Genomic DNA, 26,044 nt, shown 5'->3' on the forward strand with positions numbered 1-26,044 from the left:
GACGAGGACCTGATTCGCTCCGCACTATCGATTGCCGCGACGGCGGGTCCGCGTGACGTGCCCATCGGGGCGGTGGTGATCGGCGCCGACGGAACCGAACTGGCCCGCGCGGTCAATGCCCGCGAGGCGTGGGGGGACCCGACGGCGCACGCCGAGATCCTGGCGTTGCGCGCGGCGGCCAAGGTGCTCGGGGACGGGTGGCGGCTGGAAGGCACCACGCTGGCGGTCACCGTCGAACCCTGCACCATGTGCGCGGGCGCGCTGGTGCTCTCGCGCGTCGCCCGGCTGGTGTTCGGCGCCTGGGAGCCCAAGACCGGAGCGGTCGGGTCGTTGTGGGACGTGGTCCGCGATCGGCGGCTCAACCACCGCCCGGAAGTGCGCGGTGGCGTGTTGGTCCAGGAGTGCGCTGCGCCATTGGAGGCCTTCTTCGCCCGCCAGCGATTGGGGTGACGGGCCATGGGTTGGGTAAGCTGCTCGGCGGTGGCGTGTCCGAGCGGCCTAAGGAGCACGCCTCGAAAGCGTGTGACGGCTAAAACCGTCCGAGGGTTCAAATCCCTCCGCCACCGCCAAGACTGTCCCGGCATCCGCAGACGCAGACGGGATTTGTCCGTTTGCTCGGTACGCGCCGAGACGAATTGGCGTCGGCTATATCTGCCCGTAGGCGGAGTGCAAAGTTAGCGGCCTGTTCCCGTCCATAAATGCACGCCGAGACTGCCCATGCTAAGCGCGCGGGCGTCTATGACTGAGAAAGGCGGAGTGTCGCTGCCGAATTCGAAACAATCTGCTCGGCCGTCTCGCATAGTCGTCGCGCCCGATCTAGCGCGCGTTGACATCGCTGGAGCAGGTCGCTCTCGTACACCAGGACCCGTTCGACAGGGTGCAAGACGGTGAGAAACGCGGCGAGGGGTCGAAACGCCGCGGTGGCAGCTACGTCGGTATTGCCCCGCAGCGAAAGTCGCTTCAGCAATTCTTGGTAGGCGCGTTCAAGGTGAAGGTCTGGGTCGTTGTGGTCCGAAGTCACTGTTGCTACATTCCCACGCTACGGCTTCGCAATCATGGTGTGGGGTGGTCCTCCGGAACGCACCTGGTCAGGGGTGTGCAAACGCCATCAACACCATCCGGACGAGCCAAAAGGGTGCGGCAATCTTTCGCCCACGAGCCGGGTCTCGCATCTGTAGTCCAAAACTCGTTGGCAAAAACCGCGGGGAGGCCTCGACCCCGGGTTCGCCGCTGCGCGGTTTGCAAGGCTGCCGAGCGCGCCTATCAGCGCAAGCGCTACCGCTGCCGGCGAGGGCTTACAGTCGACCCGCTGGCCCCTTTGAAGCTGAGCATGATTGACTCTCCACCGGTCTCGTCAACCGACGGTTCTGTGGTGGAGGTTGTGCGCGACGAACTCGCTGTCGAACGCCCCGGCCTGACAGGGGGGCGTTAGCACTGGCCGCCATCCTCGACGACCCGAGACATGTAGCGACTCAGCCCGCGGCAGCACGCCAGTGGGTGGCATTTTTGGGCAGGTTGACGAAGCGGTTGCAACGACGCGGGAATCTTGCAGCGGTGAAATCGATGAACGTGGTCAACCGCCAGCTAAATGCGGATCGAGTATCCAAATTACGAACAGGCTCACTTCTTTGCGCTTGTCAATCCTGCTGCCGTTAGGCCCGGAGTAGACTCTGGCGCAGCGGTTACATGGCGAAGACTGCACGTAGTGCGACCGTGATGGATGAGGTTCGTTGTTCCATCGTCGTCCAGCAGCAGCGGCGCCCCTTGTAAGCCGGCAGCGAGGTTTCGTAGCCACCGCTCCATAAAGCGAGAGCCCGAGGCGATGCGTCGCGGGTTTCCATCGCAGGAAGTAGATGGGCCGCGTGGCCAATCTTGATGACCGGTGGGGTCACGACCGGCGCTTATTCGTTGCCGACGCCGACGAAGCTACCCGGCAAGGGATTTCGCCCACGCGGGATCACGGATTTCCGTTGGGTCCTCTGGCTCGCCAGTTCGCCAGATTGACCGCTGCCTTACTTGATGCGCCTACTGTTCAGGATGTCCTCGAACAGGTCGTGGACGCGACGGCCGCCTTCGCCCCTCAGGCAGATGTTGTGAGCGTGACGCTTCGCACTCCCGATGGAAGGTTTCACACGCCTGTCGCCACGCACCCGGTGGCTCAATTACTCGACTCGTGTCAGTACAAACTGGGCGAAGGCCCATGTGTAACCGCTGCCCTTAACCCGGGGCCGGGCTTCGCGGCGTGGTCTGCCCAGTGCCAACATGAGTCGCCCTGGCCGGGTTTCACACGAGCGATACGCAACCTAGGTTTCCAGGCTGTTCTTTCGCTCTCATTGCTTCCGACCCCTATCCCCCCGCGGCTTTCCGGGGCATTGAATCTGTACTCAAGCTCACGCGATGGGCTCGACATAATCGACAAAGACGCGATCTTACTTTTGGCGACCCACGCATCCTTGGCCCTGGCCACCACCGAAGCGGTTACCTCTGCGAAGCTGCGCGAAGCTCAACTGCGTCAGGCAATAGATAGCCGCGACGTCATAGGCCAAGCGAAGGGCATCCTCATGGGACGGCGGAACATTTCGGCTGCAAGAGCGTTCGACATACTGCGGGCTTCTTCGCAAAAAATCAACGTAAAACTGAGCGAGATTGCGAAGGTTGTGGCGGCGCAGCCAGACATCTTGGATGAGGCATAAGGGTCGCGGTCCACGTGCCGGCTAGAGCGAACTGCACTGGCTAGCACGCCAGACCGTTTCTCAGTCGGCCGCCCGCTTCCGAGCTGCATGGCGAAGAGCCGCCACCAACGTCAGCTCGGAGTCGATTGGCATCGATGTCGCGCATAAACGGAAACTGAACCCCCGCGCGTCCCAAGGCGTTTTTCAACAGCCTTAAGGCCGTTGCGCACGCGCATTCCCGCGATCGGCGTACGGCGTGGCTGCGCGCCGTGTCCAGGTCGGGGCAGTGGCCGGAAACCGCGGTTTAGAAATCGCGTTTTCGGGCAAACAGCGGCATGATCGCACGTCACAGCTCTCGTCTCCTTGCTTCCGCAGTAGCCGCGGCACTGGGCGTTGCCGCCGGTGTCCTCGTGTCCGCCATCCCCGCCGCCGCCGCAGAACCCTGTCCGGATGTCCAGGTGGTGTTCGCCCGCGGCACGGACGATCCACCTGGCCTCGGTCCGACCGGACAGGCATTCGTCGACTCTTTGCACTCGCGCATCAACGCCAAGTCGTTCGACGTATATGCGGTCGATTACCCCGCCACCCATGACTGGACGAGCGCGGGGGAGGCCGGCGTCAGAGACGCGGGCGCACACGTCCTTTCGATGGCACACGACTGTCCCAACACCAAGATGGTGCTCGGCGGTTATTCCCAGGGCGCGGCCGTGATGGGCTTCGTCACCTCGCCCGTCGTACCGAATGGGATCGATCCAGCGGCCGTGCCCAAACCGTTGGAACCGGAAGTGGCCAATCACGTCTCCTCTGTTGTGCTTTTCGCCCTGCCCAACGAGAAGGCGATGAACTTCTTCAATGAGCCGCCGGTCGTCATCGGTCCGCTCTATCAGGCGAAGACCATCCAGGTGTGCGCTGCCCAGGACCCCATCTGCTCGGACGGCATGAATTTCGCCGCACATGACACCTATTCGACCAACATGGCGGTGATCGACCAGGGCGCAGCCTTCGCGGCCAGTCGTCTTGGTGGCGGTTCTGGCGGGGGATCCATGTAAGCGGATGGCCGTGGCCATCTTTTTTGACCGAGCGTACGAATCGGGCCGCCGACGATTGGCGCTCGATGCTTGCCAACCACTAACTTCCCTGAGGTGAAGTTCTCAGCTGCTGGTGCAGTCGTGCGGTGGATCGCCCCCTTGGTTACGGTCGCGGCCGTCGTCGCCATGGGTCAAGTCGGCGACCCGCTGCAGGTTCGTCCCGCCCCGACGCTGCGCCTGGTCGCCGACGGCGACCCATTGGCCGGAGCGCCCTTCTACGTCAACCCGACGTCGGCCGCCATGCGCGCCGCGCAGAGCGCCGACCCGCCCAGCCCCGAGTTGACCGCCATCGCCAACACACCGCAGGCGTACTGGATCGTCCCGGGCCCGTCGGCAGGCACGGTCGGCAAGTATGTCGGCGATGCCAATGCCGCGGGCGCCATCCCAATCCTGGCTATCTACGGAATCCCGCACCGCGACTGCGGCAGCTTCGCTGCGGGTGGGATGGCGTCGGCCGACGACTACCGGGCGTGGATCGACGGCATCGCATCCGGCGTTGGCGCCTCGCGGGTTGCGATCATCGTCGAACCCGACGCGCTCGCCATGGCCGACTGCCTGTCGGGCGGTCAACGCCAAGAGCGCTTCGACCTGGTTCGCTACGCCGTCGACACGCTGACTCGCGATCCGAACGCGGCCGTCTACGTGGACGCAGGTCACCTGCGCTGGCACACGGCCGAGGACATGGCCGCCAGGCTGAACCAGGCGGGTGTCGGTCACGCGCGGGGTTTCAGCATCAACACTGCGAACTTCTTCACCACCGAGGACGAAATCGGTTATGGCGAGGCGATTTCGGGCCTCACGAATGGTTCGCACTATGTGATCGACACGTCGCGTAATGGTGCCGGACCGGCTCCCGACTCCGACCTGAACTGGTGCAACCCCAGCGGCCGCGCACTGGGCACTCCGCCTACCGCGGCTACCGCAGGAGCGCACGCCGACGCCTACTTGTGGATCAAACGTCCGGGTGAATCCGACGGAACGTGCGGCAAAGGTGATCCGCCGGCCGGCAATTTCGTGAGCCAGTACGCCATCGATCTGGTGCACAACGTCGGCCACTAGGAGCGGCTCGAGCCCCACCCGTGGCCAGCGCCGTGTCGGCCGGCGCGGACGGATTTGCGATTCGCGATCGCTCTAGGTCGTAAATGGATAACATTTGAGTACCAAAAGCAGCACAACGAGCGCACGGCACGAGGCGTCATGGCCAAGACAGTCCGGATCATCGCCGTCACCGCGATCTGTACTGCCTTCATCGCGGCTCCCGGAACAGTGTCCGGCTTCCTAGCGCGCGCAGACGATTCGGGGACCGTGTTGTACAGCGGCATCAACCAGCTTCGTCAGGGATGCGGGGCCATCACTGATGACCCGCGGTTGGCCGAAGCGGCCCAGCGGCACGCCGACGACATGCTGCGCAGCGGGGTGAACGGGCACATCGGTTCGGACGGCTCTTCGCCGCAGGTCCGTATCACGGATGCGGGCTATCGGAGCAGGTATTCAGGTGAGATCGTCTTCTGGGGCACCGGATCCGCCGCGAATCCCAACAAGGCCCTCGACATGTGGATGCAAAGTCCCCCACACCGAGCGATCATCCTGAATTGCGCATATAACGCGGGCGGCTTCGCCACCGCCTGGGACGGCAACAAAATGACCGCCGTCGGTGACTTCGCGGCTTCGTAAAGCCTTTCCGGCCAAAATGTTTCGTATGGCCGCTGCGGCCGGCAGCGGAGATCACACGTGGGGCAGCCAACCAGACCCGTGGGGGGACAGGACAAAGCCGCGGCCTTGCGGATCTTTGCAAGCCGTTGTGCCTGCGTTGTCGACCCCGCAGATGATGCCGTTGACGGTGATGGAATGACCTGGAGGAAGCGTTTTGACCGGCCGTCCGTCAATCACGCGTGATGGCTCGTCCTCGTTCGTCTGTTTCAGCCCAGTAGTGGTGCCAATCCAATTGACCCCGGTGATCCCCGCATTGGGATTCGAAGGCGCAGGGGGGACCGCGGGCAAGTTATTTCCGGTGCACTGCGCTTGATCAGGCGTGTAGTTGCAGACGACCCCGTCGGGAGTGAGGAAATACACCGTTGGCAGCGGCGGCCGGCCAGGGTTGGGAACGTCGATCGTGTAATCGCGGATGTCCACTGGGGCGTCTGCGCTCAGGTCGGGAAATTTGGGTGGGTCGGCATGCGCCGTGCAGGCAACTGAGAAAGTGGCTCCGACGAGTGTCATGACGCCGGCCAGCTTTTTGATGACCATATGCATCCAATCGGTTTAGGCGGTCAGTGATAGGGGCTGAGTTGAAACTCTCGGGTGTTGTACGGAGTACCGAACGGCACGCCGTTCGTATCTTTAAGCGTATTCCATTGGCTGCCAAACAATTTCAGATCGTCAAGCGTTGATCCTGGCAGGATGTATCCGCCGTACGGTTGTGGGATGAACTTCGGGGCCGCTGGATCGCCGTTCTGCGCGACGAGGGTGGTAGGCACGTTCGCACCGAACATGTCGGTCGGGTTGGTCCCTACCCGCACTTCGATACTTCCCTTATGCGCATCAACGTTGAAGCCGGACAAGACGGGCCTCCCGCCGATTTCTCGAAAGCTCAGCTCCCCGTAGCGGTTGGGGGTCACCTGGACGGCCTGCTGTCCGGGCTTTCCCCACTCGTTTCCGTTCCAAGGCTGCCAGGTTGAACGATCGAATACGTTGCCGGGATCCGCGCGATACATGGTGATGCCTCGGCTGCGGTCGAAGGAATCGGCGGCGATGTAGACCTTGCCGTCTGACCCTTTGTAGCCGCTGACCTGCGTGGGCGCGTCACCCGCGCCCCGAAACGAACCCGGCACCATAGCCCACCCCTTGCCGGGATCGCCGTTGACTTCGACCAGCCACGAAGCCACTGGCTTCAAATCACCCTGAGTGCCCGTCACCATCATGTATGTTTTGTCGCCGAGCGTGATTGTCCCGGCTGGCAACGTATCGTTGATTCCGGCCTTGACCGCCTCTGGCGGCATGGGGAACAGCTCACGACCGCTGTCTTTTGCTCCCGTCAATGGCGCCCCGAAATGCGGGCGTCCGTCCGCGTCGAAAGTCACGGGCACGGCCACAGATCGATAGTGCTCGCCCTCCCCGACCTTATTGCCGGAGAACGAATCCCCGAAGATCGCGAGGTACTTCCCGGGCTGCCCGGGCACCTCGACGACTTCCCCTAAGTCGGCCGCCCCGATCCCTGGGATGCCGGGAATGCCGCCGGTCCCGGCGATCGGCCCAAGATCCCTTACCTCACCCGGCTTCAGCGGACTCTCGATCCAGTCGTCTACAGCTTTCGGGGGGTCATAGCCGTCGGTGTGCAGGGCGTCCATCGACTTCCGCAACGTGTCCGAGTAGGCATTGCGAATTGAACTCATCTGCTTGACGGCATCGCGGACATCGTCCACGGCCTGGGCGTGGGCAGCCTCTTTCAGCCGCTCCAATTTGGAGCGCTCCGACGCGGGGAGTTCGAGAGTCAAGTCATGTTTTATCGCGCCGATGAGCCTGTCGAGCCCCCGCAGCTCACTGTCCAGGAGGGCGATTTCTTGCGCTCCTTGTTTTTGCGCGTCGGCTAAGGCGGCGGCCACCGACTCCAGATCGGCGCCGATCTTCGGCAGTTTCTCTGACTGCGCACCAAGGGATTTGGTAACCCGTTGGACTTCATCTGAGTCGTTGATCGGGTGGCCACCATCCTGGTGGTTCCAGGCGGCGGCGAAGCGTTTCCGCGCCTCCTCAAAAGCGTGATCGGCTTCGGCGGTGTGCCGACCGGCCCCGTAAAAGGCCTGCGCCAACTGCGATATCTGAAAGGGACTGCCCGCCTGCAGGCTCTGGTTGATTGCCCACGGATCGCCGCCGGCCGAGGCGATCAGTTCCGCTTCGCTCAGGTTTTCCCACGTCATTGCGCCGCCAGCAGCCGACAAACACCGACGCGCATCGCCGCCCCCTTCTGAGCTGGTACAACCCTACTACCGGAAGGCCTATGGCGGGTGGTGCTGCTTGGCTTGACGCAGGGGTACGGAGGTCGCAACCCAATTTCAGGTCTGGCTACCGGCCAGCTTTCGGACCGTCAGCGCTTCGATGTCTTGGAACGGCCGTCCCTCGGGCCGGATCAGATCGTGGAACCATACTTTGGGGACCGAGGTGTAGGGGTGATCCCATGAGTCCCAGGGGAAGTAGGTCTGGGTCTTGCCGGCCACCAGGCCCCAGTTGATGGCGCCGACGTTGTGGCGCTTGGCAACCGGCAGAATCGATTGGACGGTGCTGCCTTGGGGTCGCGCCATGTATTCCGTACACAGGATCGGCCGGCCCAGCGGGGTGAGCTCGTTGATCCGGTTCTCGAAACCGGCGGGGCCCGCGTAGGAGTGGAAGGTGATCACGTCGGCGTTGGCGAGCTGTATGTCGCTGATCGCGCTGCGGCCCTGTGGTTGACCCCAATCCCCGCGCCACACACCGCTTGTCAGCGGCTGGCTGGGGTCCACCGCCCGGGCCCAGCGAAAGACCTGGGGGAGCAGGTTGGCGACCAGTTGCTCCTTGTCGCTTCGTTCGACGCTGCGGTACTGGCGTGCGGGGTTGTCGGGCTCGTTCCACAGGTCCCAGCCCAAAATCCGGTCATCATTGCGGAATTGGGTCATCACCGCCGTCACGTAGTCATGCATGACCGGGACGTACTTCGGATCGCCAAGGCGTTCGGCGCCTGGGCTCTGCGCCCAACCCGAATTGTGCACACCGGGCCTCGGCGCGCGCTGGCGTCCCGCACGCGGTTGCGGATCCCAACAGGAGTCGAAGAAAACAAAGAGCGGTTTGATGCGATGGCGCGCGGCGACGTCGACGAATTGCCCAAGGCGCGTTTGAAAGCCGCGCTGATCGGCCGCCCAGAGCTGATCATGAAGGAACACCCGTGCGGTGTTGTGGCCGTAGAACTGGGCCCAGCCGAGCTCGGTATCGATGCGCCGCAGGTCGAAGGTGTCGGGCTGGAACATCTCGAACTGGTTGATGGCGCTCGCCGGAATGTAGTTGGCGCCAACGAGCCAGCCCTGCGCTTGATACCAACGGTTGGCGCGCTCGGGTGACCACCGGCCCGCTTCCTCCGCGGTGGCCCGCGGCATCCGGGCAACTGCGGCGCCAGCCGCCAGTAACAGAGGGAGCTTAAGCGCCGTACGTCGTTCCACGATGTGACGATAAGTTTCCGGGGCGATTTCCCTGGGATTTGCTCAGCGCGTCGCGACGACTTCAGATGACGATCGTTACTGCACCGTCATCGGCGCCGTCGAGCGAGGAAGCTCGCTGCTCTTCGTGACCAATCCGTGATCATCGGCAATCGGCGAGCCGACACCGACATGCAGACCGGTGAGGTTAAAATGCGCTCCGCGCTGTACCAAAGGCGTTGTCGGACAATCGATCAATGGCGGCGACGTGTCTGACGCCTATCGCAGCTGGCGACCGTGATTGTCTTTGACGTTGCCGGTGAAGATCAAGATCGCGTCGACGATGGCCCAAACGATGCCGCCGAGCAGAACTGGGAGACCGACAAAACAGAACAGGCTGAAGAGAACTCCGAACAGACCGACGCAAAGCTGCGCCACCGCGATCTGGGTCGAGTCGATGTAGAAGCGCCCGATCCCGAATAGGCCGAAGAACAACTGAAGCAAGCCGGCGGTGGTGGCGGACTTATCCGACAGCGGCAGCCCCGTAGCATGATCGCGACCGAAGGGAGCCTGCGGGTCGACATAACCCGGGTAACCGAGATGGCCCGGATAGCTGGGGTAACCGGGGTAAGCCTGCGGGGGCGGATATCCCGGCGGCGGTGGCGGGGTGTATGGATTCGGCTGCGCTCCGTAACCGGGCGGCTGCCAGCCCCACGGTGGCTCACCGGGCGCATTCGGGGGTTGGTTGGGCGGCTTCGACATCGATTCGAGTTAACACGTCCGATGCCCGGCCGTCCACATCGGTGGGCGGCGCTATCCGGCATCGGAAACCCGACAACGCAGTCGGCGGAATTGCTTCAAACTTCACCCTCGGGAGCGCAATACTGAACGGGTGCCCGATCGAAATGTGTTAGGCGGTCCGCTGGAACCGTGCGGCACAGACCCGCTGACCGGCTTCTACCGCGACGGCTGTTGCTCGACAGGCCCTCAGGACCTCGGGCGGCACACCATCTGCGCGGTGATGACCGCCGAATTTCTGGAGCATCAGCGTTCCATCGGCAACGACTTGTTGACGCCGGTTCCCGAGTATCGGTTCCCCGGCCTGCTGCCCGGCGACCGCTGGTGCGTGACCGCGCTGAACTGGCTACGCGCTCACGACGACGGGTGCGCCGCGCCGGTGGTGTTGGCGGCGACGCACGAAAGCACCCTCGAGGTGGTGCCCCTGGAGGCGCTGCAAGAACACAAGGTCGACGTTCCCGACGATCTGGCCAACCTGTAGCGCGACCGCCGGCGAGGTGGATGAACGATGCATCTCCGCCGTGTCTAGCGTCTGTGTCATATCGCCTGGCGCGTCGAAGAGGGGTTCGGAGTGGGTTCTGCGGTGGATGACATCGACTTCGACGATTTGACGGAGCCCCGGCTGACCGACGTGCAGCGTCAGATCCTGGAGTTCACCGAAGCCAAGCCGGTTGACCTCGACATCGACCAGATGCTCGCGGAGGCGATCGAGCAGGCCGGCGTGACTACCGGAGCCGCCGACCTCGACGACACCGACGGCTTCGCTGACCGCCTGCAGGTGCACGTTGCGGCGATCGAAGCCGACGACGGCCTGCGCCGGCTCACCCGCGGTTCGCTGCGCCAGCGAATCGTGCGCCTGCTACGTAACCGGCTGTCCCTTACGGAGCTCATCCGGCGGTATCCCGAGATTGAATCCATCCCGATCGAAAAGCCGTTCATCGTCGTCGGGATGCCGCGTTCGGGTACCACACATTTGGTGAACCTCATCGCCGCCGACCCACGCCGGCGCGCCCTGCCGTATTGGGAGAGCCAGGATCCCATCCCCGCCCGCGGGCAGGGTCCGGACATCTTCGGCGTCGATCCCCGCTACGCGCGGGCCAAGTCAGAACACGATGCGTTGATGACGAGCGCGCCGGTGGTGGCCGCCATGCATGACCGGTTCCCCGAGGCGATCGAGGAGGAGGTGGAGCTGCTTGACCTCGATCTGGCCTCATATGTGCTGGAATGGCATGCGCGCGTGCCCGACTGGCGCGATTATTATCTCGGTCTCGACCAAACCCGGCACTATGCCTACATGAAGAAGGTGTTGCAGGCGCTGACCTTCCTGCGCGGCCCGCGCACCTGGGTGCTCAAGAGTCCGCAGCACTGCGAGCAGCTCGGCCCACTGATGGCGACGTTTCCCGACGCGACAGTGGCTTTCACCCACCGCGATCCCGTCTCGGTGATCCAGTCGGCGATCACCATGATGGCGTACTCGGACCGCTTGCGCCGTCACAGCATTGACCCGCAGTGGCTGTTGGACTATTGGAGCGACCGCGTGCACCGACTGCTCAGCGCATGCGTCCGTGATCGCGACCTGGTCGCATCCGAACGCAGCATCGACGTCAACTTCCATCAGCTGAACGGCAACGAAATGCCGTTGCTCGAGCAGCTATACCAGTGCGGGGGCGTCGACTTACCGCCCAACGTGCAACAACGCTTTCAGCGATACTTGGACGGCAACCCGCGCGGCAAACACGGCCGCATCCGTTATGAACTGGAGCGGCATTTCGGCACCTCCGCCGACGAGCTCCGTGGCCGCTTCGACTTCTACTTCGACAAGTTCGACGTCCGTCCCGAATAAAGGAGCCGACAGCGATGTCAGAGCCTATCTATCGCAGTAGGCCGGGCGCCGACGCGATGCGCCCGGCCTCGGCCGAGAAGGCCGAGGAGATCGCACCGGGATTATGGTGTTCGCCGGGCTTGTCCAACTCCTACCTGCTCACAACCACCGCGGGCCGGGTGATCGTCAACACCGGCATGGGGTTCGAGGGACCGGTGCATCGCGCCAACTTCGACGCCGTGGACTCGTCACCGGTGCGCTACATCATCTTCACGCAAGGCCATGTGGATCATGTCGGTGGCCTGGACAGCGTGCGCGATCCCGAAACGACCGTTGTGGCGCAAGCGAATTGGAAGGCGTGGCGGGACGACAACGATCGGTTGATCCCCTACCGAGCCAACCGCAGCGCGTTCGCCTTCAAAGACACACTCGCCAGCGGTATCCAGGCCATCCGGCGGCGCCTGGGCACCACACGGCTGGCCGGTCAGAGCGTGCCCGTCGTCGACATCGACTTCGAGGACACCCTCTGCTTGGAGGTCGGTGGCCGGCGCATGGAATTGATCTCCGTGCCCGGCGGCGAAACCACCGACTCGCTGGTGATTTGGCTGCCCGGGGAGCGAATCTGTCTGTGTGGAAACACGTTTGGACCCCTGATCGGTCATGTTCCCAATCTCGTCACCATGCGCGGCGACCGCTATCGGGACGCGTTGACGGCTATCGCATCGGTGGAGAGGGTCCGCGACCTGCGGGCCGAGGTGCTGGTGACCGGTCACTTCGCGCCGGTCAAGGGCGCCGAACGCATCGACGTGGAGTTGACTCGGCTGCGCGACGCGATTCAGTACATTCACGATGAGACTGTGGCGGGGATGAACGCCGGCAAAGACGTCCGCACTTTGATGCGTGAGATCGCCCTGCCCGCGGAATATGAAGTGGGACAGGGTTACGGCAAAGTGGCCTGGGATGTGCGGGCGATCTGGGAGAACTACTCGGGATGGTTCCACCACGAATCGACCACTGAGCTATACCCCGTGGGATTCGATTCCGTCGCCGCCGACGTTGTCGAGTTGGCCGGCGCTGATGCGCTGGTGGATCGAGCCCGGGCGCACCTTGCCGCCGATCGGACTCTGCAGGCCATCCACCTGGCGCAGCTTGTCCCCGCGGACCATCCGGGGGTCCGTGACGTGCTGCGGGAAGCCCATGAAAAACTTCTCGCCAGCAGCACGAACTTCTGGGAAAGTGCCTGGCTTCGCAGCCAGATAGCGAGGAACGCATGACGGCATTCGCACTACGACCCGAGGACTTCTACCACACCGGCATCATCGTGCCGGATCTCGACGCCGCGATGGCCCGTCTGAGCGCGCTCGCCGGCTACCGCTGGATCAGCCCGGTGAGCTACACCTTGCCCTTTCGCACGACCGCCGGAACTCAAGAAGTGACTGCAACTTTCGTTTATTCGTTACAGGCTCCGCACGTCGAACTGATCAAGGAGGTGCCAGGTACGGCGTGGACGGCAGCGCCCGGAAACTCGATCCATCACCTCGGCTACTGGACCGACAACTTGGCCGAGAGCGCAAAGATGTTGGAGGACAACGGTTTCACCTTCGAGGCGACCGCTGACACCGCTCCGCCGGACTTATCGCTCTTCGCCTACTATCTGGACGCTGCGGGTACCCGCATCGAGATCGTCGACCGCGCGCTGTTCCCGGACTTCCCGGCCTTCCTGCTGGCGGCGGCCGGGCCGGAAGCCTAGTAGGCGGGCCGCCAGATGCTTTTGACGGTGCTGCGCTTCAACTTCGCTTCCCCGCAAGGAGATCCATGCACACAGGGTGAGCTTTTGTCCGCTGCTCTGGAGCTGGGGCAATGGGGGGAGTCCCACGGCATCACCTCCATCAGCGTCGACGAGCATCATGCGACCGGGCACGGATGGAGCTGCAATCCGATCATGGCCGCGGCAATGTTTTTGGCCCGGACCTCGAAGCTGATTGCCAGCGTCGATTGCGCACTGGGACCGCTGTGGAACCCGGTGCGGCTCGCCGAAGACATCGCACTCGTCGACAACATGAGCCGCGGCCGCCTGCACACCACGGTGGGTCTGGGGTACCGGACGGTTGAATATGACGAATTTGGTGTGGATTTCAGCCAGCGCGGCAAGCTGATGGACGCCCTGGTCGAACGGATGCTGGCCATGTGGGCCGGCGTCGGCACCTGGTCACGCCCGCATCCACCGCTGTACATCGGCGGGGGCGCGCGTGCCACGGCGCGCCGCGCGGCCCGGCTCCGGTTGCCGCTCAGTTTGGCGGACCATCTGCCCGACATCGCCGATTACTACCGCGAGCTGTGCGCCGAGGCCGGGATGACGCCGTTCATCCTCATGCCGGGTCCGGTCAACCGCGGAATGATCTACCTGCACGAGGATCCGGATCGGGCATGGGCGGAGCTGGGTGACCATATCCTTTGGGAAGCAGTCACTTACGGCCAATGGTCGACCGACCAGCGGTCGCTCATGCACTTGCCGGGTGTCCAGACTCTGGAGCAGGTCAGGGAATCGGGACGATACCGGTTTCTCACCCCCGATCAGCTGATCGCGGAGGTGCGCGACGCGGATGATTACGGCCCGCTCGTCATGCACCCCCTTGTCGGTGGCATGCCGGTCGACGAAGCGTGGAAGTCGGTGCAGTTGCTCACGGACAAAGTCCTGCCCGCCCTCGCCTGACGGGGGGACCAGTTAGCCGTCGCGGCGCTGTTCCAGCCAGTCGGCGAGCGAGCGGCCGGCGTCCAGCACATGTCGTTCGGCGATCGTGCGGGCCCGTTCGGCGTCTTTGTCACCGAGGGCGTCCAGCAACTCCTGGTGTTCGTCGAGCGAGTGCTTCTCGTGCTCGGGGAACAAGGTGAGGAAATTGCTCGGCACCACCCGGGCGGCCTGCTTGATCTGATTCAACAGGCGTGGCGAGTGCGCGGCACGGTGGATCATCTGGTGGAAATGCCAGTTGGCCTCGCCGATGCTGTCGTCACCGGACCGTGCGACAACGTCCGCGGCGAGTTCACGCAGCGTCTCGAGCTCCTGCGGCTCGATGCGCCCGGCGGCCCACGCCGCGGCCTGTCCGGTCAGCACGCCCAGAATGGTGAAGCTATCGAGCACGTCGTCCGGGCTGATGCCGAGGACCGTCACGCCGCTGCGCGGGGCGACTTGAACCAGCCCCTCAAAGGACAGCTCCAGCAGCGCCTCTCGCACCGGTGTCCGGCTGGTCGCGAATTCCTCGGTGATGGCGTCGAGGTCGACCCGTGATCCCGCGGGCAGGGTGCCGGTGAGGATCCGGTCGCGCAGCTCGCGGGCCGCCCGCTCGCGGACGGTTCCGGAAATGTCAATGCCTGCCACCTCCGCAGAATACCAAACACAGCGTTTGATATCTGAAATATCAGATGTTACGTTTCAAAGATGCGCACCGACAAAATGGCCCTCGTCGCCTTCATGCAGGCAGGCAGCACGTCCGTCTACGCGGGCTCGTGGCGGCATCCCGCAACCGAACACCGCTATCTGGACGCGTCCTACTACGCCAAAATCGGCCGTCAGCTCGAAGAGGGCTGCTTCGACCTGATGTTCTTCGACGATCGCCTGGCGATGCCGGGGGTCTACGGCGGCTCGGTCGACGAGGCCGTCCATTACGGCGCGCGGCCCGTCAAGCTGGACCTCAGCGTGATCCTCGGGGTGCTCGCGCAAGCCACCTCGAAGATCGGGCTGGGCGCCACCTACTCGACGACGTATTACCAGCCGTTCCACGTCGCCAGGACGTTCGCCTCGCTGGATCACCTCTCGGGTGGCCGCGCCGCCTGGAACGTGGTCACCTCGGTCAACGACAGCGAGGCACAGAACTTCGGCGTCGACGCCCACCTCGGCCACGACGAACGTTACGACCGCGCTGACGAATTCATGGACGTCGTCACCGGCCTATGGGACACCTGGGAAGACGACGCCATCCTGCACGACCGCGCGTCCGGGCACTACGCGAATCCCGCAAGGGTGCATGAGCTCGGACACGTCGGCCAGTTCTTCTCCGCGCGCGGCCCGCTGACGGTGCCGCGCACCCCACAGGGCCGACCGGTCATCATCCAGGCCGGGTCGTCCGGCCGTGGACGCGAATTCGCTTCGCGGTGGGCCGAATTGATCTTCACCGGCGACCCGGGCATCGACGTCGCGCGCAGCCACTACGCGGATCAGAAGGACCGCATAGCCGACGCAGGCCGCGATCCCGCCGCGGTCCGCATCTGCCCCATGGCCTACGCTGTCGTCGGCGAGTCCGAGGCCCACGCCAAGGAGCGCGAAGCCATGTGCCTCGATGATCTGGTTCACCCCATGGCATCTCTGATCCTTTTGTCGGAGTTGACGAATTACGACTTCGCGCGACACGATCTCGACGACCCTATTACGGACGAACTGCTCGCCTCGGTCTCCGGCATCCGCGGGCTGGTGCAGAATTTGCGCACCGACATCTCCGCCGAGGGCGGGGGCCGCCCCGTCACGTTGCGTGACCTCGCCAACCATCGCGCCACCCTGCTGCAGGGACCGCGCTTCGTCGGCACGGGTCAGCAGGTTGCCGATCAGATGGCCGACTGGTTCGAAACCGGCGCCTGCGACGGATTCGTTTTGGCCGCAACGCATCTGCCCGGAGCTTTCGAAGACGTCGTGCGGATGGTGGTTCCGGAGCTGCAACGCCGCGGTTTGTTCCGGCCCGAATACGGGTCGTCGACGCTGCGGGGACACCTTGGGCTGCCACGCCCTTCGAACACGAGCGTTGCCGCGGGTGCCAATGCTTGACGGCGTTCGTGTTCTCGACGTCGCTACCCTGGCTGCGGCCCCGCTCGTCGCGACGTATTTGGGCGAGTTCGGCGCCGACGTGATCAAGGTCGAGGACCCCCGCAACGGCGACCCGATTCGCGGGTGGGGTAACCACCGTGAAGGCGTCGGGCTGATGTGGAAGTCGTTATCGCGCAACAAGCGTTCTATCACCCTCGACTTGCGTTGCGCCGAAGGCCAGACGCTGGTGCGCCGCTTGGTGGAGCACGCCGACGTCGCCATCTTCAACACTCGTCCGCAGACGTTGCGCAAGTGGGGCTTGGACTACGAGAGCCTGCGTGACGTCAACGACCGGATCGTGATGCTGCACATCACGGGTTACGGGCTGAGCGGACCCAAGAGTGGGCGCCCGGGGCTCGGCACGCTGGGGGAGGCGATGAGCGGATTCGCGCACATCACCGGACAGGCCGGTGGCCCACCCACGTTGCCGCCCTTCATGTTGGCCGACGGGGTCGCCTCATTGAATGGCGCCTACGCGGTGATGATGGCGCTCTACCATCGCGACGTGCACGGCGGCCCGGGTCAGCTGATCGACGTCAACCTGATCGATCCGCTGACCCGGCTGCTCGAACAGACGCTGTTGGGTTATGACCAGTTGGGTCTGGTGCCCGAGCGGTCCGGCAACCGGTGGGACATCTCGGCGCCGCGCAACACCTATCAAACGGCCGACGGGCGGTGGCTGGCCATGTCGGGAAGCTCGCCGGCGCTGGCACTGCGCGTGTTCCGGGCGATAGGGCGAGACGATCTGGTGACGGATCCTGACTTCTCAGACCCGCAGCGGCGGCTGGCGCGGGCCAGCGAGGTCGACGCCGTGGTGGCCGACTGGGTTGCCACGAAGACGCTTTCGGAGGCGATGGAGGTCTTTGACGCCCATGAGGTGGCCGCGGCCCCCGTCTATGACATCCACGACCTGGTCGCCGACGAGCAGCTGGCGCATCGTGAGGTGTTCATCTCCGTCGAGGATGCAGAGCTCGGGGCGATGACGGTGCAGGCGCCCGTCCCGCGCTTCTCGTCGACGTCCGGAACGGTAGACCATCTCGGTCCCCGCCTGGGCGAGCACAACGCCGAGGTCTACGGCGAGCTACTCGGCTTGACTGCCAACGACATTGACGGCTTGCGCGCGCGCGGCGTGCTGTGACAGAAAGAAACTCGCCAGTGACCGATCTGCTCCGCCGATCCGAACTCGCGGTGCCCGCGAGCAACGACAACATGTTCGAGAAGGGCGCCCAGTGCGGCGCCGATCTGGTGTTCCTCGATCTCGAGGACGCGGTGCCGGTCGCGTTCAAAGAAGAGGCACGCGCCAAGGCGATCGCCGCCCTCAACGACATCGACTGGGGTCGCACCGCCCGCGCCATCCGGATCAACGGCCTGGACACCCAGTGGTGCCACGACGACGTCGTCGACGTGGTGACCAACGCCGGTCAGAACCTCGACACGATCATCATCCCGAAGGCCCGCCGCGCCCGCGACGTGTGGTGGGTGGACGTGCTGCTCACCCAGCTGGAATCGAAACTCGGCCTGGACAAACGCATTCGGCTCGAAGTCCTCATCGAGGAGGTGGAAGGCCTGGCCAACGCCGAAGAGATCGCGGCGGCCAGCCCTCGCCTGGATGCCCTCATATTCGGCGTGGGCGATTTCTCGCTGTCCCAGGGGGCCCGGGTGGACACCAACTTCGTGCCGCTCGGTGAATACCCCGGTGAATTCTGGGCTTACGCGCGCAACAAGGTGATCGTCGCCGCGCGCATCGCCGGCATCAACGCGATCGACGCGCCGTATCCCGATTACCGAGACCTCACGGGCTACGAGCGCGACGCGCGGCGCGCATCGTTACTCGGCTACACCGGCAAGTGGGCCATCCACCCCGATCAGGTGCCCATCGCCAACGAGGTCTATGCCCCGACCGCCGATGAAATCGCCAGGGCCGAAGCAAATGTCGCCGCGTACCGCGAAGCCGAGGCCAACGGCCGCGGCGCGGTCGGCGTGAACGGTGTCCTGGTCGACGCCGCGCACGTGAAGCAGGCGGAGCAGACCCTGGCGCGCGCGGCCCTGATCAACGATCGCCGTTAGTCGATTACCACCAAGAGATCGCCGCCCTCCACCTGCGCGGTCTGCGAGACCGCGATTCGTGCGACCTTCCCGGCCTTTGGGGTGGTGACGGCCGCCTCCATCTTCATCGCTTCGATCGTCGCGATCGTCTGGCCGGCTTCGACTTCCGTGCCGACGTCGGTGGTTACGGTCACGACGCCGGCAAAGGGCGCGGCGATGTGATCCGGGTTCGCACGATCGGCTTTCTCGGCGGCGGGCACGTCCGAGGCGATGCTGCGATCACGCACCACGACGGGCCGCAGCTGACCGTTGAGGATGCACATCACGGTGCGCATGCCGCGCTCGTCGGCATCCGAGACGGCCTCCAGGCCGATCAACAGCTCCACACCGCGCTCGAGCTCCACGCGATGTTCATCCCCGTGGCGCAATCCGTAGAAGAACTGATTGGCGCTCAGACGAGAGGTGTCCCCGTACTGTTCGCGGTGGTCCTCGAGTTCCCTGGTGGGCCCGGGGAACAACAGGCGGTTCAGCGCCGCCTGCCGCTCGACGCCCGGGGTGGCCAGCGCCTTCTCGTCGTCGGCCGACAGCGCCTGCTCCGGCTTCGCCGGGCCGCGCCCCTCTAACGCCTTGGTGCGCAACGGCTCGGGCCAGCCGCCCGGTGGGTCGCCGAGCTCTCCGCGCAGAAAGCCGATCACCGAATCCGGGATGTCGTACCGTGCGGGGTCGTCGGCGAAGTCTTGCGCGCTGACGCCCGCGCCCACCAGCGCCAGCGCCAGGTCACCGACCACCTTGCTGGACGGGGTGACCTTGACCAGGTGTCCGAGGATGGCATCGGCCCCGGCGTAAGCGTTTTCGATGTCCTCGAACCGGTCACCGAGGCCCAGAGCGATGGCCTGCTGGCGCAGGTTCGACAGCTGGCCGCCCGGGATCTCGTGGTTATAGACGCGTCCTGTCGGGGCGGGAAGACCGGATTCGAAGGGTGCGTACACCTTCCGCAGCGCCTCCCAATACGGCTCCAGGTCGCAGACGGCCGGCAGCGACAACCCGGTGTCGTAGGTCGTGTTCGCCGCGGCGGCCACGATCGACGACAGCGCGGGCTGACTGGTGGTACCCGCGAGGGGGGCCGCGGCGCCGTCGACGGCGTCGGCGCCGGCGTGCCAGGCCGCGAGGTACGTCGCCAGCTGGCCGCCCGGGGTGTCGTGGGTGTGCACGTGTACCGGCAGGTCGAATCGGGACTTGAGTGCCGACACCAGCGTCGCCGCCGCCGGCGCACGAAGCAGACCCGCCATGTCCTTGATCGCCAGGACGTGGGCGCCCGCGTCGACGATCTGTTCGGCCAACTTCAGGTAATAGTCCAGCGTGTACAACTTTTCGGCCGGATCGCTGAGATCGCCGGTGTAGGACATCGCCACCTCGGCCACCGCCGCCCCCGTTTCCCGCACGGCGTCGATCGCCGGTCGCATCGAGTCGACGTTGTTCAGAGCATCGAAGATCCGGAAGATATCGATGCCCGTCGCCGTCGCTTGCTCGACGAACGCCGTGGTGACCGTCGCCGGATACGGCGTGTAGCCGACCGTGTTGCGCCCCCGCAGCAGCATCTGCAGGCAGATGTTGGGCAGCGCCTCGCGCAGCGTTGCCAGCCGCTCCCAAGGGTCTTCCTTCAGAAACCGCAGCGCCACATCGTAAGTGGCCCCGCCCCAGCATTCGATCGACAGCAGTTGCGGTGTGGTCCGCGCGATGTAGGGCGCCACCTTGATCAGGCCGCTGGTGCGCACGCGCGTGGCTAGCAGGGATTGGTGCGCGTCGCGGAACGTCGTATCGGTGACGCCGACGCCGCGCGACTCGCGTAACCAGGCCGCAAAGCGCTCCGGCCCGAGCTCGGTCAACCGCTGCTTGGAACCGGCTGGGGGCTCAGCCGACAGGTCGATGTCGGGCAGCTTGTCGTGCGGGTAGACCGCCGACGGACGCTCGCCGTGCGGCTTGTTGACCGTCACGTCGGCCAGATAGTTGAGGATCTTGGTGCCGCGGTCAGCGGAGCTGCGCGCGGTAAGCAGCTGCGGGCGCTCCTCGATGAACGATGTCGTGATACGCCCGGCCTGAAAATCGGGGTCATCCAGGACCGCTTGCAGGAACGGGATATTCGTCGACACGCCCCGGATCCGAAACTCTGCGACCGCGCGCCGTGCGCGGCGCACCGCGGTGGCGAAATCGCGGCCCCGGCACGTCAGCTTGATCAACATCGAGTCGAAGTGGGCGCTGATGTCGGCGCCCAGCGTCGTGCCGCCATCCAGCCGGATTCCCGCGCCGCCGGGTGTGCGGTAGGCGGTGATCCGGCCGGTGTCCGGGCGGAAACCGTTCGCCGGATCCTCGGTGGTGATCCGGCACTGCAACGCCGCGCCGTGCGGCACGATCGAATCCTGGCTTAGGCCAATGTCTTTTAAGCTCTGCCCACCGGCGATCCGCAGCTGCGCCGACACCAGGTCGACATCAGTGATCTCCTCGGTGACGGTGTGCTCCACCTGGATGCGGGGATTCATCTCGATGAAGACGTGGTTGCCGCGTTCATCGAGCAGGAATTCCACCGTGCCGGCACACGTATAGCCGATGCTCCGCGCGAAAGCCACCGCGTCCGCGCAGATTTGTTGGCGCAGTTGCGGGTCCAGGTCGGGCGCAGGGGCGATCTCGACGACCTTCTGATGCCGGCGCTGCACACTGCAGTCCCGCTCGTAGAGGTGCATGACGTTGCCCTGAGTGTCGGCCAGGATCTGCACCTCGATGTGGCGCGGATTGATCACCGCCTGCTCGAGAAACACCGACGCGTCCCCGAACGCGGACTCGGCCTCACGGCTGGCGGCCTCGATTGCCTCGGGCAGCGACGCGACGTCGGCCACCCGGCGCATCCCGCGTCCGCCGCCGCCGGCGACGGCCTTGACGAACAATGGAAACGTCATCGACTCGGCGGCCGCCAGCAGCTCGTCGACCGACGTCGAGGGAGCCGACGAAGCCAGCACCGGCAGACCCGCGTCCCGCGCCGCCGCGATCGCCCGCGACTTGTTGCCCGTGAGCTCGAGCACCTCCGCGCTCGGGCCGACGAAGGTGATGCCCGCCGCCACGCACGCCGCCGCCAGGTCCGGGTTCTCCGACAAGAAGCCATAGCCGGGGTAAATAGCGTCGGCCCCGCAAGCGCGTGCCGTCGCGACGATGTCGTCGACCGATAGGTAGGCGCGGACCGGGTGGCCCTCCTCGCCGATCTGGTAGGACTCGTCGGCCTTCAGCCGATGCACGGAATTGCGGTCCTCGTAGGGATAGACCGCGACCGTGCCAATCTCCAGCTCATACGCCGCGCGGAACGCGCGGATCGCAATCTCCCCGCGATTGGCGACCAGTACCTTCGCAAACACGGTATTTACGATAGAGCGCGTTGCGGAGGTCCGACATACTCGCTCAGCGGACGGATCAATGCATTGGACGCGGTCTGCTCGATGACGTGCGCGGTCCACCCGGTGATCCGGCTCATCACGAAGATCGGCGTGAAGATGTCGATGTCGAAGCCCATCAGGTGGTATGCGGGACCGGTCGGGAAATCCAGGTTGGGCTTTATGCCATTGGCCTCGGCCATGCCCTTCTCCAGGACTTCGTAAATGTCGAGCCACCTCTGGCCGTCGCGCGCCGCGGCCACCCGTTTGAGCGCCTCCTTCATGGTCGGCACCCGCGAGTCACCGTTCTTATACACCCGGTGACCGAAACCCATGATCTTGTCTCTGCGATCCAGCTTGCCCCGCAACCATTCTGCGGCCTTGTCGGCGGTGCCGATCTCGAGCATGTCGCGCATGACGGCTTCGTTGGCGCCACCGTGCAGCGGGCCCTTGAGCGCGCCGATAGCCGCGGTGACCGCACTGTAGATATCGGACTGGGTGGACGTGACCACCCGGGCGGCGAAGGTCGACGCGTTGAAGCTGTGCTCGGCGTAGAGGACCATCGACTGTTCGAACGCGTCCACCACCACCTGCTCGGGCACATCACCGAAGCACATGTGCAAGAAGTTCTGCGCGTAGTTCATGTGGCTGTGCGGGGCGATGGGATCCAGGCCGCGCCGGCGGCGCATGTCGGCAGCGACGATGGTGGGCAGCACCGCGAACATCCGTAGCGCCTTGGCATAGTTGGCCGCCGGGCTGCTGTCGTCCTCGTCCGGGTCCTCGGCACCCATCGAGCTGATGAAGGTGCGCACCACGTCCATCGGGTGGCAGGTCTCCGGCAGCTTGGTCAACAGCAACAGCTGGGATCGGTTCATGCGGCGGGCCGCGCGTTCCCGCTGGCAGAACAGCGCAAGCTGTTGGTCGTCGGGAAGCTCGCCGTGCCACAGCAGGTAGGCAACCTGTTCGAACCGGCAACTCGCCGCCAGGTCCTGCACCGCGTACCCACGGTAGGTCAGGGAGTTGGTCTCCGGAACGACCTTGGAGATGGCGGTGGTGTCGACGACGACACCGGCCAGGCCCTTGTAGATGCGGGGCTGGTTGTCTCCGACGGTGCTCATTGCACGACTCCTTGCGCGAAGTTGTAGATATCGGAATCGAATTGGTTGTAATCGGCGTAGCGCAGCAGCTCGTAAAGTCGGCGGCGGTGTTGCATGCGGTCTACGAGTCCGGATTGCGTTCCCGTGTCCGCGATCTCGCGAAGGCCGACCTCGACGGCGTGCATGGCCAACCGCAACGTGGTCACGGGGTAGATCACCACGTTGTAGCCGATGTCGGACAGCTGCTGGGCGCTCAACAGCTCCGACTTGCCGAACTCGGTCATGTTGGCCAGCAGTGGCGTGTCCAGGGCGGCCCGAAACTGGGCGAATTCCGCTGGGGTGCGCAGCGCTTCGGTGAAGATCAGATCGGCGCCCGCATCGGCATAGGCCTTGGCTCGGTCGATTGCCGCGGGGATTCCCTCGATCCCGGCGGAATCGGTGCGCGCGCAGATGATGAAATTCGGGTCCCGCCGGGCGGCTACGGCGGCCCGCAGGCGTTTGATCATCTCGCCGGTCGGTACCACGGCCTTGCCGTCGAGATGCCCGCACCGCTTTGGGTTTTCCTGGTCTTCGAAATGGCAGCCGGCCAGCCCGGCGTCCTCCAGCACAGCCACAGTGCGCGCCGCGCTCATCGGCTCGCCGAAGCCGGTGTCGGCATCGATCAGGGTGGGCAGATCGATGACCGAGGCGATCTGTGCTCCGCGGGCGCTGACTTCGGTCAGGGTGGTCAGGCCGATATCGGGCAGACCGAGGTCGGCCGACATCACCGCCCCGGATACGTAAACCCCGTCGAACCCGAGCTCGGCGATCAACTTGGCAACCAGGGGCGAGAAGGTTCCGGGGAACCGTTGCAGCCGGCCGGCTTTCAGCGCGGCACGAAAGTGCGCGCGTTTCGTCGTGGCCGACTCGGCCCCGCCGATCACCGCGCGCATCAGAAGATTCCCGGGGGAATCGTCGGCGCCTGGTCGAGCACCAGCGGATCGACCGTGACGTTGAGCGCGCCCAACGCGCCCGCCTGCAGGTCCGAAAGAGCCTCGGCCGCTGAGAGGAAGCGCCGCTGCTCGGTGCCGCTGACCACACCATGGGCCAGCTCGGTGAACTTGCCGATGTACTGCTTGCGCTCAAACGGCCGGGTCCCCAACGGGTGTGCGTCAGCAACGGCGATCTCGTCGACGATGACGTCCCCGTTGTTCAGGGTGACTTCTGCACGGGCGCCGAACGCCTTCTGGGCGGGGTCGGTTGAGTGGTAACGCCGGGTCCATTCGGGATCTTCGACCGTCGAGACTTTGCGCCATAGCTCGATGGTGTCGGGCCGGTGCGCGCGCTCCGGCGCGTAAGACCTTTCGTGATGCCAGGTTCCGTCCTGCAGCGCGACCGCGAAGATGTACATCACCGAATGGTCCAGCGTCTCACGGGAGGCATCCGGGTCGAACTTCTGCGGGTCACCCGCTCCGGTGCCGATCACGTGGTGGGTGTGATGGCTGGTGTGCAGCACGATCGCCGAGATCTGTTCCAGATCACCGATACTCGTCCGCATCCGGCGGGCGAGGTCGATCAGCGCCTGGCTCTGGTATTCGGCGGAATGCTCCTTCGTGTAGCTGTCCAGGATGGCGCGCTTGGGCTCACCGGGCCCGGGCAGCGGGACCTGATAGGTGTGTTTGGGTCCGGAAAGCAGCCAGGCGATCACCCCGTCCTCACCCTCCCAGATGGGGGCCGGTGCGCCCTCGCCACGCATCGCACGGTCGACGGCTTCGATGGCAACCTTGCCGGCCCAGGCGGGCGCGTACGCCTTCCAGCTGGAGATGAGGCCCTTGCGTGACTGCCGGGTGGAGGTGGTCAAGTGCAGTGCCTGACCGATCGCCTGGTAGATGGTCTCCTTGTCGAGACGCAGCATGGCGCCCAGGCCGGCGGCCACCGACGGACCCAGGTGCGCGACGTGGTCAATCTTGTGCTCGTGCAAGCAGATTCCCTTAGCCAGATTGATCTGAGCCTCGTAGGCGGTGGCGATGCCGCGAATCAGGTCGGCGCCGCTGACCCCGAGGTGCTGAGCCACGGCGACCAGCGGGGGAATGTTGTCGCCCGGATGCGAGTACTCGGCGGCCAGGAAGGTGTCGTGGAAATCCAGTTCGCGCACGGCGACGCCGTTGGCCCAGGCCGCCCACTCCGGTGAGTAGTCGCCCTGGATACCGAAAACCTTGGCGCCCTTGAACGGGTGCGCCCGCGCCTGAGCGCGGGCGGCGGCGACTGGACGGCGGGTGACCGCGGCCGCCGAGACCGCGGCGTTGTCGATGACGCGGTTGATCACCATCGCCTCGGTGTCCGCCGGCACGGCGACCGGGTCGGCTGCGACCTCCGCGATCTTCCAGGCCAGGTGCTCATCGCGGGGGAAGTCATCGGCGCTGGGCCTGCTTCGAACGTCGTGGATCCGCATATCTCGCACAGTACGCAGAGTCGCGACCGGGGTAAATGCCCTGTAAAAGCGTAATCATGTGTCCTTGACCGCGACAATTTGCGAATCTTGCGTAAAGGCCGGGCGTACTGTGTGACGGGTGGCGAAGACGTTCGCCGGCGCACGGTTACGGCGTTTGCGCGAGGAGCAGGGGCTGACCCAGGTGGCGCTGGCGCGCGTCCTGGGGTTGTCCACCAGCTACGTCAATCAGCTCGAAAACGATCAGCGTCCGATCACCGTCCCGGTGCTGCTCACTCTCACCGATCGGTTCGACTTGCCCACGCATTATTTTGCGCCGGAGTCGGACGCCCGCTTGGTCTCGGACCTGCGCGAAGTTCTGGCCGATACGTCTGCCACACCCGCGCAAGTCGAGGAGCTGGTCGCCCGTATGCCGGCGGTCGGTCAGACGCTGGTCAACCTGCACCGTCGGTTGCACGACACCACCGCCGATCTCGAAGCACTGCACAGTCGCGCCAACGGTGCTCGTTGAATAGGTTTTCGGCCGCAATATCCAGTTCGCCGATGTAGTTCTTGCGGTCGTAGAAGAAGTCCCGAACCTCTTCGAAAGGCATCGGCTGCTGCGACGGCGTCGAGCCGTCGACGTTGGCGCGACTGTGCAGTGCTTCGAGATCGGCGGTGGTGTCG

At 64.9% G+C, this 26,044-nt stretch carries 22 protein-coding genes, 1 tRNA gene and 2 pseudogenes; 15 read left to right on the forward strand and 10 right to left on the reverse strand.

Annotated elements, in window-relative coordinates; genetic code table 11:
* The 6 genes from A5652_RS00040 to A5652_RS00065 all read left to right on the forward strand — a co-directional run.
* Nucleotides 1-450, forward strand: a 450-nt coding sequence (locus A5652_RS00040; RefSeq protein ID WP_197513658.1) for a nucleoside deaminase, incomplete at its 5' end; no start/stop codon positions are given.
* Nucleotides 451-479: 29 nt separating this feature from the next.
* Nucleotides 480-569 (forward strand) — tRNA-Ser (locus A5652_RS00045).
* A 1,293-nt stretch (nt 570-1,862) separates the two neighbouring features.
* Nucleotides 1,863-2,693 (forward strand): GAF and ANTAR domain-containing protein, encoded by an 831-nt coding sequence (locus A5652_RS00050; RefSeq protein WP_197513660.1) that lies wholly within the window; start codon nt 1,863-1,865, stop codon nt 2,691-2,693.
* A gap of 314 nt (nt 2,694-3,007) precedes the next feature.
* Entirely contained in the window at nt 3,008-3,721 is a 714-nt protein-coding gene (locus tag A5652_RS00055) for a cutinase family protein (RefSeq protein WP_067345143.1), read from the forward strand.
* A gap of 93 nt (nt 3,722-3,814) precedes the next feature.
* Nucleotides 3,815-4,819, forward strand: a complete 1,005-nt coding sequence (locus A5652_RS00060) for a glycoside hydrolase family 6 protein (RefSeq protein ID WP_067345146.1) — start codon at nt 3,815-3,817, stop codon at nt 4,817-4,819.
* Between the two features lie 138 nt (nt 4,820-4,957).
* On the forward strand, nt 4,958-5,434 hold the full coding sequence (locus A5652_RS00065) for a CAP domain-containing protein (RefSeq protein WP_197513662.1): 477 nt from the start codon (nt 4,958-4,960) through the stop codon (nt 5,432-5,434).
* Nucleotides 5,435-5,485: 51 nt separating this feature from the next.
* On the opposite strand, the gene A5652_RS00070 is transcribed toward A5652_RS00065, so the two are convergent.
* From A5652_RS00070 to A5652_RS00085, 4 genes are all read right to left on the reverse strand, one after another.
* Nucleotides 5,486-6,007 carry a hypothetical protein gene (locus A5652_RS00070; RefSeq protein ID WP_067345149.1) on the reverse strand — a complete coding sequence of 174 codons (522 nt, stop codon included), beginning with the start codon at nt 6,005-6,007 and terminating at the stop codon, nt 5,486-5,488.
* 23 nt (nt 6,008-6,030) lie between these two features.
* Nucleotides 6,031-7,674 carry a DUF4185 domain-containing protein gene (locus tag A5652_RS00075; protein ID WP_067345153.1) on the reverse strand — a complete coding sequence of 548 codons (1,644 nt, stop codon included), beginning with the start codon at nt 7,672-7,674 and terminating at the stop codon, nt 6,031-6,033.
* 135 nt (nt 7,675-7,809) lie between these two features.
* Nucleotides 7,810-8,943, reverse strand: a complete 1,134-nt coding sequence (locus tag A5652_RS00080; protein ID WP_067345156.1) for a cellulase family glycosylhydrolase — start codon at nt 8,941-8,943, stop codon at nt 7,810-7,812.
* Nucleotides 8,944-9,198: 255 nt separating this feature from the next.
* Nucleotides 9,199-9,681 (reverse strand): TM2 domain-containing protein, encoded by a 483-nt coding sequence (locus tag A5652_RS00085; RefSeq protein ID WP_067345160.1) that lies wholly within the window; start codon nt 9,679-9,681, stop codon nt 9,199-9,201.
* A gap of 130 nt (nt 9,682-9,811) precedes the next feature.
* Between A5652_RS00085 and A5652_RS00090 the strand changes: the two genes are divergently transcribed.
* The 5 genes from A5652_RS00090 to A5652_RS00110 all read left to right on the forward strand — a co-directional run bounded on the left by A5652_RS00090 (nt 9,812) and on the right by A5652_RS00110 (nt 14,252).
* Nucleotides 9,812-10,198 (forward strand): DUF2237 family protein, encoded by a 387-nt coding sequence (locus A5652_RS00090; RefSeq protein WP_067345162.1) that lies wholly within the window; start codon nt 9,812-9,814, stop codon nt 10,196-10,198.
* 90 nt (nt 10,199-10,288) lie between these two features.
* Nucleotides 10,289-11,560, forward strand: coding sequence for a sulfotransferase (locus A5652_RS00095; protein ID WP_067345165.1), 1,272 nt, complete (start codon nt 10,289-10,291; stop codon nt 11,558-11,560).
* Nucleotides 11,561-11,574: 14 nt separating this feature from the next.
* Nucleotides 11,575-12,813 carry an MBL fold metallo-hydrolase gene (locus tag A5652_RS00100; RefSeq protein WP_067345168.1) on the forward strand — a complete coding sequence of 413 codons (1,239 nt, stop codon included), beginning with the start codon at nt 11,575-11,577 and terminating at the stop codon, nt 12,811-12,813.
* Entirely contained in the window at nt 12,810-13,289 is a 480-nt protein-coding gene (locus A5652_RS00105) for a VOC family protein (RefSeq protein WP_067345171.1), read from the forward strand. Before A5652_RS00100 ends, A5652_RS00105 begins: the two co-directional genes overlap by 4 nt.
* Before the next feature lie 15 nt (nt 13,290-13,304).
* The gene (locus A5652_RS00110) at nt 13,305-14,252 is read left to right on the forward strand and encodes an LLM class flavin-dependent oxidoreductase (RefSeq protein ID WP_067345174.1); all 948 of its coding nucleotides are present in this window, start codon (nt 13,305-13,307) and stop codon (nt 14,250-14,252) included.
* Nucleotides 14,253-14,264: 12 nt separating this feature from the next.
* Here A5652_RS00110 and A5652_RS00115 read toward each other — a convergent pair whose 3' ends face one another.
* Complete coding sequence (locus A5652_RS00115) at nt 14,265-14,915, reverse strand: GntR family transcriptional regulator (protein WP_067345177.1); 651 nt, start codon at nt 14,913-14,915, stop codon at nt 14,265-14,267.
* A gap of 60 nt (nt 14,916-14,975) precedes the next feature.
* Between A5652_RS00115 and A5652_RS00120 the strand changes: the two genes are divergently transcribed.
* The 3 genes from A5652_RS00120 to A5652_RS00130 are packed head-to-tail and all read left to right on the forward strand — an operon-like array spanning nt 14,976 to nt 18,458.
* Nucleotides 14,976-16,352: an LLM class flavin-dependent oxidoreductase gene (locus A5652_RS00120; protein WP_067345179.1), complete on the forward strand. Its 1,377-nt coding sequence runs from the start codon at nt 14,976-14,978 to the stop codon at nt 16,350-16,352.
* Entirely contained in the window at nt 16,345-17,529 is a 1,185-nt protein-coding gene (locus A5652_RS00125; protein WP_067345182.1) for a CaiB/BaiF CoA-transferase family protein, read from the forward strand. Before A5652_RS00120 ends, A5652_RS00125 begins: the two co-directional genes overlap by 8 nt.
* A 17-nt stretch (nt 17,530-17,546) precedes the next feature.
* Nucleotides 17,547-18,458: a CoA ester lyase gene (locus tag A5652_RS00130; RefSeq protein WP_067345186.1), complete on the forward strand. Its 912-nt coding sequence runs from the start codon at nt 17,547-17,549 to the stop codon at nt 18,456-18,458.
* On the opposite strand, the gene A5652_RS00135 is transcribed toward A5652_RS00130, so the two are convergent.
* The 4 genes from A5652_RS00135 to prpD are packed head-to-tail and all read right to left on the reverse strand — an operon-like array spanning nt 18,455 to nt 25,381.
* Nucleotides 18,455-21,838 carry a pyruvate carboxylase gene (locus A5652_RS00135; RefSeq protein WP_067345191.1) on the reverse strand — a complete coding sequence of 1,128 codons (3,384 nt, stop codon included), beginning with the start codon at nt 21,836-21,838 and terminating at the stop codon, nt 18,455-18,457. The genes A5652_RS00130 and A5652_RS00135 overlap by 4 nt on opposite strands.
* A gap of 5 nt (nt 21,839-21,843) precedes the next feature.
* The gene (locus A5652_RS00140; RefSeq protein ID WP_067345194.1) at nt 21,844-22,971 is read right to left on the reverse strand and encodes a bifunctional 2-methylcitrate synthase/citrate synthase; all 1,128 of its coding nucleotides are present in this window, start codon (nt 22,969-22,971) and stop codon (nt 21,844-21,846) included.
* Complete coding sequence (gene prpB, locus A5652_RS00145; protein WP_067345197.1) at nt 22,968-23,882, reverse strand: methylisocitrate lyase; 915 nt, start codon at nt 23,880-23,882, stop codon at nt 22,968-22,970. Before prpB ends, A5652_RS00140 begins: the two co-directional genes overlap by 4 nt.
* Nucleotides 23,882-25,381, reverse strand: coding sequence for a 2-methylcitrate dehydratase PrpD (gene prpD, locus A5652_RS00150; RefSeq protein WP_067345201.1), 1,500 nt, complete (start codon nt 25,379-25,381; stop codon nt 23,882-23,884). The genes prpB and prpD overlap by 1 nt, the downstream gene beginning before the upstream one ends.
* 118 nt (nt 25,382-25,499) lie before the next feature.
* Here prpD and A5652_RS00155 point away from each other — a divergent pair.
* Nucleotides 25,500-25,877: pseudogene (locus A5652_RS00155) on the forward strand (helix-turn-helix domain-containing protein); the annotation flags it as partial.
* Here A5652_RS00155 and A5652_RS28245 read toward each other — a convergent pair.
* A pseudogene (locus A5652_RS28245) lies at nt 25,870-26,044 on the reverse strand (Cro/Cl family transcriptional regulator); the annotation flags it as partial. The pseudogenes A5652_RS00155 and A5652_RS28245 overlap by 8 nt on opposite strands.

This window comes from Mycobacterium sp. 1165178.9 (assembly GCF_001673555.1).
Taxonomy (GTDB): Bacteria; Actinomycetota; Actinomycetes; order Mycobacteriales; family Mycobacteriaceae; genus Mycobacterium.